Source organism: Mycobacterium sp. NGS45 (assembly GCF_059812645.1).
The window spans coordinates 112272-124583 of sequence record NZ_JCALDB010000009.1 but is presented as its reverse complement, the minus strand read 5'-3'; the positions used below and the strand labels follow the sequence as shown (position 1 = coordinate 124583).

At 66.0% G+C, this 12312-nt stretch carries 12 protein-coding genes and 1 pseudogene; 6 read left to right on the top strand and 7 right to left on the bottom strand.

Annotation, left to right across the window (positions count from 1 at the left end; translation table 11 throughout):
• Positions 1-22: 22 nt before the first annotated feature.
• Complete coding sequence (locus AC5Y3P_RS10550; RefSeq protein ID WP_500045839.1) at positions 23-637, bottom strand: TetR/AcrR family transcriptional regulator; 615 nt, start codon at positions 635-637, stop codon at positions 23-25.
• Positions 638-828: 191 nt separating this feature from the next.
• On the opposite strand from AC5Y3P_RS10550, the gene AC5Y3P_RS10545 reads away from it, so the two are divergent.
• The 5 genes and pseudogenes from AC5Y3P_RS10545 (at position 829) to AC5Y3P_RS10525 (ending at position 5153) form a co-directional block, all read left to right on the top strand.
• Positions 829-1032 (top strand): ferredoxin, encoded by a 204-nt coding sequence (locus tag AC5Y3P_RS10545; RefSeq protein WP_500045838.1) that lies wholly within the window; start codon positions 829-831, stop codon positions 1030-1032.
• A gap of 50 nt (positions 1033-1082) precedes the next feature.
• Positions 1083-2366, top strand: coding sequence for a cytochrome P450 (locus AC5Y3P_RS10540; RefSeq protein WP_500045837.1), 1284 nt, complete (start codon positions 1083-1085; stop codon positions 2364-2366).
• A 29-nt stretch (positions 2367-2395) separates the two neighbouring features.
• Positions 2396-3850, top strand: coding sequence for an aldehyde dehydrogenase family protein (locus tag AC5Y3P_RS10535; RefSeq protein ID WP_500045836.1), 1455 nt, complete (start codon positions 2396-2398; stop codon positions 3848-3850).
• 38 nt (positions 3851-3888) lie between these two features.
• Positions 3889-4267: pseudogene (locus AC5Y3P_RS10530) on the top strand (carboxymuconolactone decarboxylase family protein).
• Positions 4268-4271: 4 nt separating this feature from the next.
• A complete protein-coding gene (locus tag AC5Y3P_RS10525) occupies positions 4272-5153 on the top strand; it encodes an NAD(P)-dependent oxidoreductase (RefSeq protein WP_500045835.1) in 882 nt (293 codons plus the stop codon).
• Here the strand turns inward: AC5Y3P_RS10525 and AC5Y3P_RS10520 are convergent.
• From AC5Y3P_RS10520 to AC5Y3P_RS10500, 5 genes are read right to left on the bottom strand one after another with little or no spacing between them, the layout of a single operon-like run.
• Positions 5150-6061: an alpha/beta hydrolase gene (locus tag AC5Y3P_RS10520; protein WP_500045834.1), complete on the bottom strand. Its 912-nt coding sequence runs from the start codon at positions 6059-6061 to the stop codon at positions 5150-5152. The genes AC5Y3P_RS10525 and AC5Y3P_RS10520 overlap by 4 nt on opposite strands.
• 10 nt (positions 6062-6071) lie before the next feature.
• Entirely contained in the window at positions 6072-7553 is a 1482-nt protein-coding gene (locus tag AC5Y3P_RS10515; RefSeq protein ID WP_500045833.1) for an aldehyde dehydrogenase family protein, read from the bottom strand.
• On the bottom strand, positions 7553-8365 hold the full coding sequence (locus AC5Y3P_RS10510; RefSeq protein ID WP_500045832.1) for a carboxymuconolactone decarboxylase family protein: 813 nt from the start codon (positions 8363-8365) through the stop codon (positions 7553-7555). Before AC5Y3P_RS10510 ends, AC5Y3P_RS10515 begins: the two co-directional genes overlap by 1 nt.
• Positions 8366-8382: 17 nt before the next feature.
• Positions 8383-9195 carry a mycofactocin-coupled SDR family oxidoreductase gene (locus AC5Y3P_RS10505; RefSeq protein ID WP_500045831.1) on the bottom strand — a complete coding sequence of 271 codons (813 nt, stop codon included), beginning with the start codon at positions 9193-9195 and terminating at the stop codon, positions 8383-8385.
• Entirely contained in the window at positions 9192-10022 is an 831-nt protein-coding gene (locus tag AC5Y3P_RS10500) for a mycofactocin-coupled SDR family oxidoreductase (RefSeq protein ID WP_500045830.1), read from the bottom strand. Before AC5Y3P_RS10500 ends, AC5Y3P_RS10505 begins: the two co-directional genes overlap by 4 nt.
• Before the next feature lie 111 nt (positions 10023-10133).
• Between AC5Y3P_RS10500 and AC5Y3P_RS10495 the strand changes: the two genes are divergently transcribed.
• Positions 10134-10805, top strand: coding sequence for a TetR/AcrR family transcriptional regulator (locus tag AC5Y3P_RS10495; protein WP_500045829.1), 672 nt, complete (start codon positions 10134-10136; stop codon positions 10803-10805).
• Here the strand turns inward: AC5Y3P_RS10495 and AC5Y3P_RS10490 are convergent.
• Entirely contained in the window at positions 10794-12311 is a 1518-nt protein-coding gene (locus AC5Y3P_RS10490) for a flotillin family protein (protein ID WP_500045828.1), read from the bottom strand. The two genes, AC5Y3P_RS10495 and AC5Y3P_RS10490, sit on opposite strands and share 12 nt — an antisense overlap.
• Between the last annotated feature and the right edge of the window lies 1 nt (position 12312).

Sequence of the window (12312 nt, the reverse complement as noted above, 5' to 3'; positions counted from 1 at the left end):
TATTCGGTGAGGGGTGTCGCGGCTATTGGTGGCCCGGCGTCGGCGGCTGCGTCACGCCAGGGACCGCCGCAAGGGCGAACTGGCGTTCCATGAATGCGCGGAGTTCAGCGTGGCCCAGGGTGACTCCGACGGCACTCTCGTTGCAGAGGCTGCGTGCCGTTTGGGCGATGAGCATCGAGATGGCGACTGCGGGGTAGTCGTTCATGGCGATACCCCTGGCCCGCAGGGCCACCGAGACTGCCGCCGTTTCGATGTCGCGCACCCGTTCCGCGTAGGCCTTCAGCTCGGCGCGAATAGCCTTGCGGTGGTTGGCCAACGCCATGAACTCGGTGTTGAGAGCGGTCAATCGCAGATCGCTGTTCATCGACCACAGCACCTGCAGGGGATCCTCGTCGGCGAGTGCGGTGCGAATCGCTTGCAGCGAAGCCTCCGCCCCTTCGCGCAGCACTTCGACGAATAATTGGTCCATCGTCGGGAAGTAGTAGTAAACCAGCGCTTGCTTGACGCCGGCCTCGGCGGCGACTCGTCGCGATGTCGCGGCGGCATACCCTTCGTCGCGCATGATCTTTGCGGTCGCCGTGATCAGCCGCTGGCGGGCGCCGGTGTCGGGGGACTTGCCGTTGCGTGGGGTCGTCATTCATCCGGCCGATACTGGATTTCTTGACCGTTTGACGCGGCACGTGATAGGCATGGCACACTCTAACAGTTTGGTCGAGCGATCAAATCCGGGAGAGGTCGAGAGTTGACCCCGAAGATTGGGAGGCGTGGCCGGATGCCGCAAGTTGGGTCATGCACAACGGTCCTTGCCGCACTGTGCGGGGTGCGGCGATGACCGGCCGAAAAAGAGTTTGGGTGGACCCCCAGCTGTGTGAGGGTCACGCGCTGTGTATCGAGACCGCGCCGGAGGTCTTCGACATCGGGGACGATGACATGGCCACCTGCGTCGAGCACCCCACCGAAGAGTTGTGGGACAAGGTCCAGGCCGCGGTAGACGCCTGCCCCCGCGGCGCGATCAGCGTCGTCGACGACTAGCACCGACCGAATCCGCCATCGAGATTCCGACCCGAAAGGACAGCCCGTCCGTGACCGACCTAGCCACCCTGGACTTTTTTTCCGACCAATCATTGAGTCAGCATCCCTACGACTACTGGGACCGGCTGCGCGAAGAGAACCCCGTCTACCGGGAGCCGCACTACGGTGTTTACGCGGTGACCGGATACCAAGAGGTCATGGCGGCGTTCAAGGATCATGAGCACTTCTCCGCGGTCAACGCGATCGGCGGCCCGTTCCCTCCGCTGCCGTTCGAACCCGTCGGTGACGACATCACCGAACAGATCGAGGAGTTCCGGCACACCTTCCCCATCCACGAGCACATGGTGGTGATGGACCCGCCCGCCCACGAGCGGGCGCGGTCGCTGCTGAGCAGGCTGCTGACCCCGCGGCGGCTGAAGGAAAACGAAGACTTCATGTGGCAACTCGTCGACCGCCAGATCGACGAGTTCATTGGCAACGGCCGCTGCGAATTCCTCTCCGAATACGCCAAGCCGTTCGCCACCTCGGCCATCATCGACCTGCTCGGCGTCCCCGATGAGGACCGCCCCGAATTCTTGGCGGCGTTGGGGGCCACCGAGCATCCGTCGGGCAACCGGGTGGGCGCGCTCGACGGCGAGCCGGTCGGGTTGGACCCGCTGCAGTACCTGGACGATAAGTTCCTCGGTTACCTCACCGAGCGGCGCCGCAATCCGCAGGACGACGTGCTGTCCGGGATGGCCACTGCCACCTACCCCGACGGGTCGACACCGGAACTGATCGAGGTCGTCAAGCCGGCCACTTTCCTGTTCGCCGCCGGGCAGGAGACGGTGACCAAGCTGCTGGCCGCGTCGGTGCAAACGCTCGCGGATTATCCCGAGTTCCAGCAACAGCTACGGGAACACCCGGACCGGATTCCGACCTTCATCGAAGAGGCGCTGCGCATGCACGCACCCACCAAGGTGGACTTCCGATTGGTCCGCAAGACGACCGAACTCGGCGGCGTGCATATGCCCGCCGGCACCATCGTGATGCTGTGCCTCGGTGCGGCCAACCGCGATCCGCGCAAGTTCGAGAATCCGCACCAGTTCGACCCGAACCGCAAGAACGTGCGCGAGCACATTGCCTTCGGCCGCGGAATCCACACCTGCGCGGGTGCACCGCTGGCCCGCGTCGAGGGTCAGGTGACCGTCCGCAGGCTGCTCGATCGGATGCGGGACATCAGGCTCGACGAATCGGTGCACGGCCGGATCGGCGATCGGAAGTACACCTACGAGGCTACTTTCCTGTTGCGTGGTCTGACTGGCCTGCACATCGAATTCGACCCGGCCTCGTAGCGGCCGTCCCCACGACTAGGAGACCCACCATGACAGTGCAGGCAGTGCTCGAGGAGCTCCGGCAGCGGCCGGGTACCGGCGAGCAGATTCCCTTGATCAACCCGGCGACCGAGGAGCAGGTCGGGGAGTTCACCGACGGGGGAGTCGAAGCCGTCAACGACGCGGTGGCCCGCGCCAAGGCCAGTTTCGAGTCCGGTGTCTGGCACAACACTCCCGGCAATGAACGCGCCAAGGTGTTGTGGCGAGCGGCGGATCTGATCGACGAGAACGCCGACCTGCTGGCCGAACTCGACTCGTTCGACACCGGCATGCCCTATTCGCAGGCCCGGATGATCATGGGCACCAGTGCGGAGTCGTTTCGGTACTTCGCCGGCTGGGCCACCAAGCTCAACGGCATTGCTCACGATGTGCAGCAAACCGGCGGAATCGCGGGCGCCTTCTCGAATATGCACGGCTACACCCTCAAAGAGCCCTACGGCGTGGTGGGTCTGATCTTCCCGTGGAACGGCCCGGTCTTCAACGCGTGTACCAAGTTGGCACCCGCGCTCGCCGCAGGCTGCAGCACCGTGGTCAAACCCGCCGAGGACACCCCACTTTCGGCGGTACTGCTGAACAACATCCTGACGCAGGCCGGCGTGCCGGACGGTGTCGTGAACCTCGTTACCGGCTACGGCCACACCGTAGGTGCGGCAATCACCGAGCACCCCGACGTCGAGAAGGTGGCGTTCACCGGATCGACCGAGGTGGGCAAGCGCATCGTGCAGGCCGCCGCCGGCAACCTCAAGCGGGTTTCGCTGGAGCTCGGTGGAAAATCACCGGTGCTGATCTACGACGACGCCGACCTGGACACGGCGATCATGATGGCCGCCATGGGCATCTTCATCCACTCCGGGCAGGGCTGCATCTGCGGGTCGCGAATCTTCGTGCACCGCAATGTCTACGAGCGGGTGCTCGAGGGCATCGCCACGATTGCCAATTCGGTCAAGTTGGGCGGTCCGGGCGAGGACGACGTGTTGATCGGGCCGCTGATCAACCAGAAGCAGCTCAACCGGGTGGTCGGTTTCATCGACGAGGGCAAGAAGGACGGTGTCGAGGTGGTCGCGGGTGGTCACCGGCTGGATCGGCCCGGGTACTTCGTCCATCCGACCGTGCTGACCGATGTCGGCGCCGAGATGCGACTGTTCCAGCAGGAGATCTTCGGCCCGGTGGTTCCGGTGATCCCGTTCGACGACGACGACGAAGTCGTCGCGCTGGCCAACAACTCCGATTATGGTCTGGCCGCCACGGTATGGACCAAGGACATCAGCCGGGCACACCGGCTCGCCAAGCGGTTGGAGTCGGGCACCGTCACGCTGAACTGCCAGATGGTGTTCGACCACTCGATGCCGTTCGGAGGGTACAAGCAATCCGGTTGGGGCTACGAGTGGGGCCGGGCCGGCATCGAATCGTATCTTCAGACCAAGACGGTCTACGCGCAGCTGTAGTTCTCCGGGTGTTGCATTCGAGCTCGCCGGGAGGCACGGTGGACCACGAGTTGTACGCCAAGGGGCGAGATATCCGGGCCGCCGTACTCGGCGAATTCCCATGTTGCGCAGGCAACTGGCGCGGACGAGTTCACCGCGCCCCTGCAGGATTTGGTGACGCAGTACTGCTGGGGCGCGGTGTGGGGCCGCGAAGGGTTACCGCTGAGAACCCGCAGCATGCTCAACCTGGCAATGATTCCCATCCTCAACCGCCCCAACGAGTTACGCACCCACATTCGCGGCGCGCTGACCAATGGTGTGACCCGCGAGGAGATCTGCGAGATCTTCCTGCAGGTCGCTGTTTACGCGGGAGTTCCAGCGGCGGTGGACAGTTTCCGAATTGCCAAGCAGCTCTTCGACGAACTCGATCGGGAGTGAGGCCGTGACCATCGGGTTCGTCGGGCTTGGCAACATGGGCCTGCCGATGGCGCGGCGGCTCCTCGGGGCCGGACATCGGCTGCTGGTATTCGACACCGACGACGCCGCGGTCGAGCGTGCCACGGCCCACGGGGCCCGAGCCGCCAGTTCGGCGGTCGAGGTTGCCAACACCGCCGAGACCGTTCTGAGCAGCTTGCCCACCCCGGCTGTCTCGGTGCAGGTGGCCAAGTCGCTGGCCGGTGGGGCCTCGATTCGGCGATTGGTGGAGCTTTCCACGATCGGGAGTCAAGCCGCTCGGCGCAACCACGCCGAATTGGCACGTCGCGGTGTCGCCGCGCTCGACAGCCCGGTCAGCGGTGGGGTACACGGGGCGGCGAATGGCTCGCTGGCACTGATGGTTTCGGGGGAGCTGGCCGAATTCAACACTGTCGCACCGATTCTCGAGACACTGGGCCGGTCGTTCTATCTCGGAGACGAGCCGGGGTCCGCCCAGACCATGAAGTTGGTCAACAACCTCATGGCGGCAGCCAGTTTGGCGGCCACGGCAGAGGTGATGGTGATGGGCGTCAAGGCCGGGCTGGATCCATCGGTGATGATCGACGTGCTCAACGCGGGTTCGGGAGCAACGCATGCCAGCCGGGACAAGTTTCCCCGGGCGGTGCTGCCACGGACCTTCGACTATGGATTTGCCACCGGTCTCATGGTGAAAGATCTCCGGCTCTACCTGAGTGAAGCGCAGAGCCTGGGATTGCCCACGAAGTTGGCCTCGTCCGTCGTCGAGGTGTGGGAGAACGTGCTGAGCGACCAGGGCCCCGAGTCCGATTTCACCTGTGTGGTCAAACCATTGGAGGCCGCAGCGGGTGTCATCGTGGACGGCCGGTCCTAACTCGTTTGGACTGCCAAGGTGGTCCGGAGCATCTGGTATTGGCTGGCGAGAAACTGCTGGGCGACCGCTGTTTTCGGGGCCACCGCATCGAACCCGTGGAATGCCCCGGTAACCACCTCCAGGTGGCAGGGCACGCCGCTGGATTCGAGCCGGCTGGCATAGGCGATCGACTCGTCGCGCAAGATGTCCAGCGACCCGACTCCGAGCCAAGTCGGCGGCAGTCCGGCGAGGTCGCTTCGGCGGGCGGGCACGGCGACATCCGCGTCGGCATTCCCCAGGTAGGCCGACCAGCCGAGATCGTTGCTGGAGTTGTTCCACATCCGGCGGTGGCGGGCATTCGGATCGTGCCGCGATCCGGTCCGGTCATCGAGCATCGGATACACCAGAACCTGTGCCGCCAGGTTGATTTCGCTTCGATCGCGGGCGAGCAGAGCCAGGGCCGCGGCGAGACCGCCACCGGCGCTGGCGCCGGCAACCGCCAGCCGGGCCGGATCGACCCCGGCTTGGCCGGCCAGCCATACCAGCGCGTCGTAGCAGTCGTTCAGGGGTTTCGGGTACGGGTGATCCGGTGCCAACCGGTAGTCGACGGCAGCAACGGTGGCACCGACTTCGTCGACCAGTCGCCGGCATACCGCGTCGTCGAGGGCCGCCTCGCCGAGCAGGTACCCGCCGCCGTGTATCCACAACAGGCCGGGCCCGGAAAGCGATCCCGCCGGTCGTTGAACACGCAGCCGGACACCCGTGTTCAGCGTGACGGTTTCCACGCCGGGCGGACTGCGGCGCCGCTTCGGCCTCGGGACGGAGCGAAATATCCGGACCGTCCAGGGCGTCACCATCGTGCGCGGGAGAAACCGCGCATACCAGCGGAGTTCGGGATGGAAGAGCGCTGCTCGGCAGCGTTCGATCATCTTCGGTGCCTCAGCTTGTCGCGATTCGGATGTTCTTGATCTGCTGGAACTCGTGCAATCCGTCGAGGCCGCCGGTCCGGCCCGACCCGCTCTGCTTGTAGCCGCCGTACGGGCCCTGCGGCGAGATCTGGCTGAACTGGTTGATCCATACCGATCCGGCTTCGAGTTGCCTCGAGACGCGGTGTGCGCGGGACAGGTCCCGGGTATGGATGAACGCGTTCAGGCCGTAGCGGGTGTCGTTGGCCGTACGCACCGCGTCGGCCTCCTCGGTGAACCTGATCAGCGAGACCACCGGGCCGAACGTCTCGATTTGCGCCAGTGGCGAGGCGTTGTCGACCTCACCGAAGACGGTCGGGGCGATGAAGTAGCCCTCGGCGAGCTCGCCGCCGATGCGTACGCCGGGAATACGCTCACCGCCGGTGAGCAGTGTGCCGGCACCGGTGCTGGCCGCCTCGTCGATCGTGTTGAGGATTCGGTTGGCGGCGGCATCGCTGATCACCGGGCCGACGTAGACCGTGGGATCGAACGGATCGCCCACCGGTGCCGCACCGATCACGGCGAGAAACTTCTCGGCGAACGCGTCGTACACCGAGTCGTGCACCAGGATTCGGCTGGCACACGCGCAGCTCTGCCCGGCCTGCATCAGCGGGCCCTGGTGCGCCGACAGTTTGGCCGCGGTGTCCAGGTCGGCATCGGCGAAGATGAGGTTGGCCGACTTGCCGCCCAGTTCGGTGACCACCGGAGTGAGGTTCTCCGCGGCGGCTTTCAGCACCGTTCGGGCGGTGGCGCCGCCACCGGTGAAGTGGATCTTGCGGATACCGGGGTGCCGCACCAGCAGGTCGCCGCCTGCGGCGCCGGCCGGCACGATGTTCACCAATCCCGGCGGCAGTCCGGCTTCCAAGCAGAGCTCACCGAAACGCAGCGCGGCAAGCGGAGCCAGCTCCGACGGCTTGAACACCACGGCGTTGCCTGCGGCCAGTGCCGGTGCGATGCATGACGCCGCCACCACCAGCGAGCCGTTCCACGGGGCGATGATGCCGACCACGCCGTAGGGTTCGCGCTCGATGAGGTTGATGTCGTGCGAATTGCTGACCGGTGAACTCACCCCGTGCGGTTTGTCGGCATACCCGGCGAAATGGCGCAGAAACCGTTCGAGCAGATGGGCGGTGCCGGCGAAGGACACCGGCACCGCGTAGTCGTGCACGTTGAGTTCGGTGAGGGCGTCGAGATTCTCGTGGACGAGGTCGGCCAGGTCGATCAAGATATCGCGGCGCCGATCGACGGTCAGCGCGATCCATTCACGCTGGGCCGCCCGGGCGGCAGTGACCGCGCGGTCTATCTCGGGGGCCCCGGCCAGCGCAACGGTCGCGTTGGGTCGGCCGGTGGCCGGGTAGATATGCGCGTGGAGTGTCTCGGTGTTGTCGACCCGCTCATCCCCGATCAGCAGTCCGACCGTTTCGTCGGCGGCCGGTAGCTCGGTGCCGGTGGCCATCACGAGGCCTGGCCGTCTTCTGCGGCCCATTCCGCGGTGACACGTTGCTTCTGCTCGGCGACTACCTGGCTGAGGTGCGCGGCCTTGGGCCAGCCGTAGTAAGCGGCGAAATGCAGTGTCAATTCGTCCATTTCGTCGAATGACACATTGCGGCTCTTCAGCGCCGCATACACGTGGCTGATGATCGGATAGGGGGCGTCCTGAAATGCCACGCAGGGCACCGTGACCAGTCGGCGTTCCTTGGTGCCCAGCCCCGGACGCAGCCACATCTCACCGAAGACGAAATTCAGGATGCCGGCACCCTGGAAAGGATTGTCCCGGTTGGGTGCGTATGGCAGGCAGTTGATGTCCTTGAAGGCTTCGGCTCCCACGGCCAGACGTTCCTCGGGGTCGCTGGGGGTGGTCAGCGGCAGCAGCTTCTCGGCCGCGGGGACGGGTAACCCACGCTCCTTATGGATCCGCTCCCACTCCTGGTCGACCACCATGTTGAAGCGGGAGGCCTTCGGCCACCCGGCGTACACGGCGAAATGCAGCACGGTTTCCTGCATTTCCACGATCGAGACGTCGCCACTGTTCAACGCCGCATACACGTGATCGCGCAGCGGTCCTTCGGCGTCGGCGTCGGCAACGCAGGGCAGGGTGATGAATCGGCGTTCCCGCCGAGTCAGCCCGGGGCGCTGCCACACGTCGGCGAATACGAAGTCCAGCAGGTGGTCATCGGCGGGGGTGGAGTCTTGCGGTGCCGGGATGGTCATGATGTCGGCGAAGGCGCGCCTGCCGCGCTCGACCGCCGCGGAATCCAGTGTGGTCATTTCGTTTCCTTTCCTGTTCACCGAATGGTGACGCCGGCGTCGACTTTGAACTCCAGCCCGGTGACGTAGCGGGATTCGTCGGACACCAAGAACAGCACCGCGTTGCTGATGTCGATGGCCTCGGCCATCACGATCGGCAAGGCATTGGCGAAGATCGGTGCCAGATCGGGCCGCTTCTCCCGCAACAGGCTGTGCAGTGAAGCGGGCTGCATCCCGGTCTCCACTCCGGTCGGATGTACGGTGTTGGCTCGAACTCCCACCGCGGCAAGCTCATTGGCCAGCGAACGGGTCAGCCCCACGACTCCGTGTTTGGCGGCGGTGTAGGGCAGGTGCAGCGGCGAACCCTTGATTCCGGCCGCCGAGCTGATGTTGATCAGGCTGCCGCCCCGGTCCACCAGGTGTGGCAGCGCGGCCGCGCAGGTGTTCCACGTCCCGATCAAGTTCACGTCGACAACGGTGCGCCACTGCTCGGAAGTGGTGGTATCCCACGTCCCGGCAGTCAGGACGCCCGCATTGGCGACCGAGGCATCCAGTCCGCCCAATTGGGCGACACCGTCGTCGACCGCGGCGGTCAGCGCCTCGGCATCCCGGACGTCGACGATGTGGACCACCGCGCGCCGCCCGTGCTGCTCGACGAGCCGCGCGGTCTCCCGAAGCTCCTCGGGGGTGGCGAGCGGATATTCGAGCTCGGGCAGCGACTGGCAGATATCGACCAGGATGAGATCGGCGCCCTCTTCGGCGAGGCGGGTGGCGTGGCTGCGGCCCATACCCCGCGCGGCGCCGGTGATCAGCACCTTCTTTCCGGCGGCGCGCCCGGTTACGGTGCTCACAGCTTGTTGCAGAAGCCGGCGTCGACCGGGAGAGCCACCCCGGTGACGTACTTGGCTTCGTCGGAGACCAGGTAGGCAATCGTGGCGCTGATGTCCTCGGGCTCGAGCAATCCGACCGGCATCGGGTTCTGCAGATGCGGTCCCCCGTCGGGGTAGTTCTCCAGGAAGGCGGTCATTGCCGGGTTGACCGCCATCATGGTGTTCACCGCGGTCGGGTGCACGGTGTTGACTCGAATACTGTGTGGCGCAAGCGCATTGGCCAGGGTCCGCATCAGGCCGACGATGCCGTGCTTGGATGCCGCGTAGCCGAGGCCGCCGGCCTGCTGGCCACCGAAGCCCTTCAGCCCGGCGGTCGAGCTGGTCAACACGATGGACCCGCCGCGCTGTCCGGCGATCAAGTGCGGGATCGTCGCTTTGGCGGTGTGCAAGGACCCGGTCAGATTGATGCCGATGACGTCGTTCCACATCGCAAGTTCTTCGTCGATGGTCAACTCGCGGAATGCCATGGTGGCAATGCCGGCGTTCGCCAAGACGATGTCGAGGCGGCCGAACTGCTCGACTCCGGCGTCCACCGCGGCCTGCAGGGCGTGGAAATCCCGGACGTCGGCCACCGAGGCCACGATCTTGCCGCCTTGGGCTTCGACCAGAGAGACGGTCTCGTCCAGTTCCGCCCGACTGGCCATCGGGTAGCCGTTGGACTCGATATCGGCGCAGATGTCCACCCCGATGATGTGTGCGCCGTCGGCGGACAGGCGCAACGCATGGCTGCGCCCCTGTCCGCGGGCCACGCCCGTGATAAATGCCACCTTGCCGTCCAAAGAACCCATCGTTCCTCGCTTCGTTGTGTGGGCCACATCGACCGCGGCCGGGTGATCAGAGTAACTGCGTTACGCGGGTTAGAGTAACTGAGTTACCCGATTGGCGACAAGGGGCGGTACGTGACCAGTGACAGGGCAGACGCGGCACGCCGAGATTCCGATCCGAGCGGCGATCCGCTACTGGGCGTCGTCGTAGAGATTCTCGAAACCGAGGGATACGACGCGGTTCAACTGCGCGGAGTGGCTCGCCGCGCCCGCACCTCGCTGTCGACGATCTATAAGCGCTATCCCACCAGGGATGACCTGATCTTCGCGGCACTGCAAATGTGGGTGGAACGACACCGGTACGCCAGTGTCGTCGCGCATCCTCGCCAGCCCGGGACGTCCCTCTACACCGCGCTCACGGAATTGTTCCGGACGATCTTCGAGCCGTGGGAGCAGCACCCCGCAATGCTGACCGCCTTTTTTCGGGTGCGGTCAGCGCCCAACGGGCAGAAGCTTTTTCGCCATGGTCTGGACATCGTGGCGCCCGCGGGCCTGGAACTGCTCAACGATGTCGACGATGAATTCATCGCCAACCTCGATGCCATCATCTCCAGCGTCGTCTACGGGCTGCTGGGCCGGTTCGCCGCAGGAGAAATCGCCGTCACCGACATCCTCCCGACCCTCGATCGGGCCGTGTACTGGCTCACCACGGGCTATGAGGCGACTCGGACGCAGCCGAGCGCTCACGCCGCCGTGTCCAGCGGTCGGCGCCGGTTCCGTGATCCGACTGGCGAGTCAGTCCCCTGACGGCGGCTCCGGTGTGCGGTTGAGCAGTTCGGCGAGGTCGATGCCCGACGACTTGAGCGCCTCGACGATCTGCGCGACGGCCAGCGGGCTGACCCCGAGCAGACCACCGACGGCATTCTGGGTATCGGAGGATCCGCCGATGATGGACAGCCGGTCGATCGAGGAAAGCGGTGCCGCCGCCGCCTGGGTGGCCTGCACCACCGAGGCCAGTACGTCGGGCAGCATCAGCAGCCTGGCCGCATCGGCGGTGTAACTGTTGAGGGCGGCGGCGATCTCCTTCTTGCCGTTGGCCTCGGCCAGCAGCTTGGCTTCGATACCCGCCGCCTCGGCCTGCTGCTCGACGCGCAGCGCTTCGGCGAGTTCCTTCTTTCCGGCGGCTTCGGCGACCAGTTTGGCCTGCAGCGCGTCGGCCTCGGCCTGTTTCTCGACCCGCAGCGCGTCGGCGGCGGCCTTGCGGGCATCGGCCCTCGCCTGGCCCTCGCGCCGCTCGGTCTCGGCCGTCGCCTCGGCGGCCAGGATCGAGGACTGACGCTGCCCTTCGGCGCGGGCGATATCGGCCTGGCGCTGCGCTTCGGCCGGTGCGATCACGTCGGCTTGCAGCGCGGCCTGGGCCTGCTCGCTGCGCCGCTGTTCCACCTCGATGCGGGCCTGCACCCGGGCCGCCTCGGCCTGCTCGGTAGCGATGCCGACGTCCTTCTGCGCGCGGGCGTTGGCCAGCGGGCCGGCCTGGTCGGCCTGGGCGTTCTCGGCCTCGGTCTGCGCCCGCAGGCGGGCCAGCTCGACATCGCGCTTCTGGTTGGCCGAGGCAATGGCGGTGTCGGCCTCGGCCTGGGCCACCGAACCTTCCTGGCGAGCCTTGGCGGACTGGATCTGGGCGTCCCGCTCGGCCTCGGCGGTGCCGACCGCGGCGTCCCGCTTGACCTCGGCGATCCGCCGCTGACCCAGCGACTCCAGGTAGCCGTTGCGGTCGGAGATCCCGGCGATCTTGAGCACGTCGACCTCCATGCCGATCCGGGCCAGGTCGGCGCCGGCCTCCTCGACCACGCTGCGGGCCAGGGTGTCGCGGTTGGAGTTGAGGTCCTCGACGGTCATGGTCGCGGTGATACCGCGCAGGCTGCCGGCCAGGATCTCGTTGATCTGCCGCTGCAGTTCATTGAGGTCGGAGGTCAAGAAGCGCTGCACCGCGGTTTGCACGGCCTCGTCGGCCGAACCGATCCGGACCAACCCGACCGCCTCGACGTTGACCGGCACGCCGTTGTTGCTCAGCGCATTCTGCAGGTTGATGCTGACGTTGAACGGTTCCAGGCTCATGATGTCGACCCGTTCGATGCCCGGCATCCGGAACCGGGCGCCGCCGCGCACCACCTTGGGCGTGCCGCGCCCGGTGAACACCGCGACCTCGTTGGGCGGCACCTTGATGTAGTTCTTCACGTAGATCATCGGCAGCGCGACGAACAGCAGCAGCGCCGCGACGACCGCGATCACCAGGATGGACAGCAGTGACATC

What these genes read in the sequence shown, in the direction of transcription:
- AC5Y3P_RS10545 (WP_500045838.1), top strand. Translation starts at nt 829, where the DNA reads ATGACCGGCCGAAAAAGAGTTTGGGTGGACCCCCAGCTGTGTGAGGGT.
- AC5Y3P_RS10490 (WP_500045828.1), bottom strand. Translation starts at nt 12,311, where the DNA reads ATGTCACTGCTGTCCATCCTGGTGATCGCGGTCGTCGCGGCGCTGCTG.
- AC5Y3P_RS10550 (WP_500045839.1), bottom strand. Translation starts at nt 637, where the DNA reads ATGACGACCCCACGCAACGGCAAGTCCCCCGACACCGGCGCCCGCCAG.
- AC5Y3P_RS10520 (WP_500045834.1), bottom strand. Translation starts at nt 6,061, where the DNA reads ATGATCGAACGCTGCCGAGCAGCGCTCTTCCATCCCGAACTCCGCTGG.
- AC5Y3P_RS10515 (WP_500045833.1), bottom strand. Translation starts at nt 7,553, where the DNA reads ATGGCCACCGGCACCGAGCTACCGGCCGCCGACGAAACGGTCGGACTG.
- AC5Y3P_RS10500 (WP_500045830.1), bottom strand. Translation starts at nt 10,022, where the DNA reads ATGGGTTCTTTGGACGGCAAGGTGGCATTTATCACGGGCGTGGCCCGC.
- AC5Y3P_RS10535 (WP_500045836.1), top strand. Translation starts at nt 2,396, where the DNA reads ATGACAGTGCAGGCAGTGCTCGAGGAGCTCCGGCAGCGGCCGGGTACC.
- AC5Y3P_RS10510 (WP_500045832.1), bottom strand. Translation starts at nt 8,365, where the DNA reads ATGACCACACTGGATTCCGCGGCGGTCGAGCGCGGCAGGCGCGCCTTC.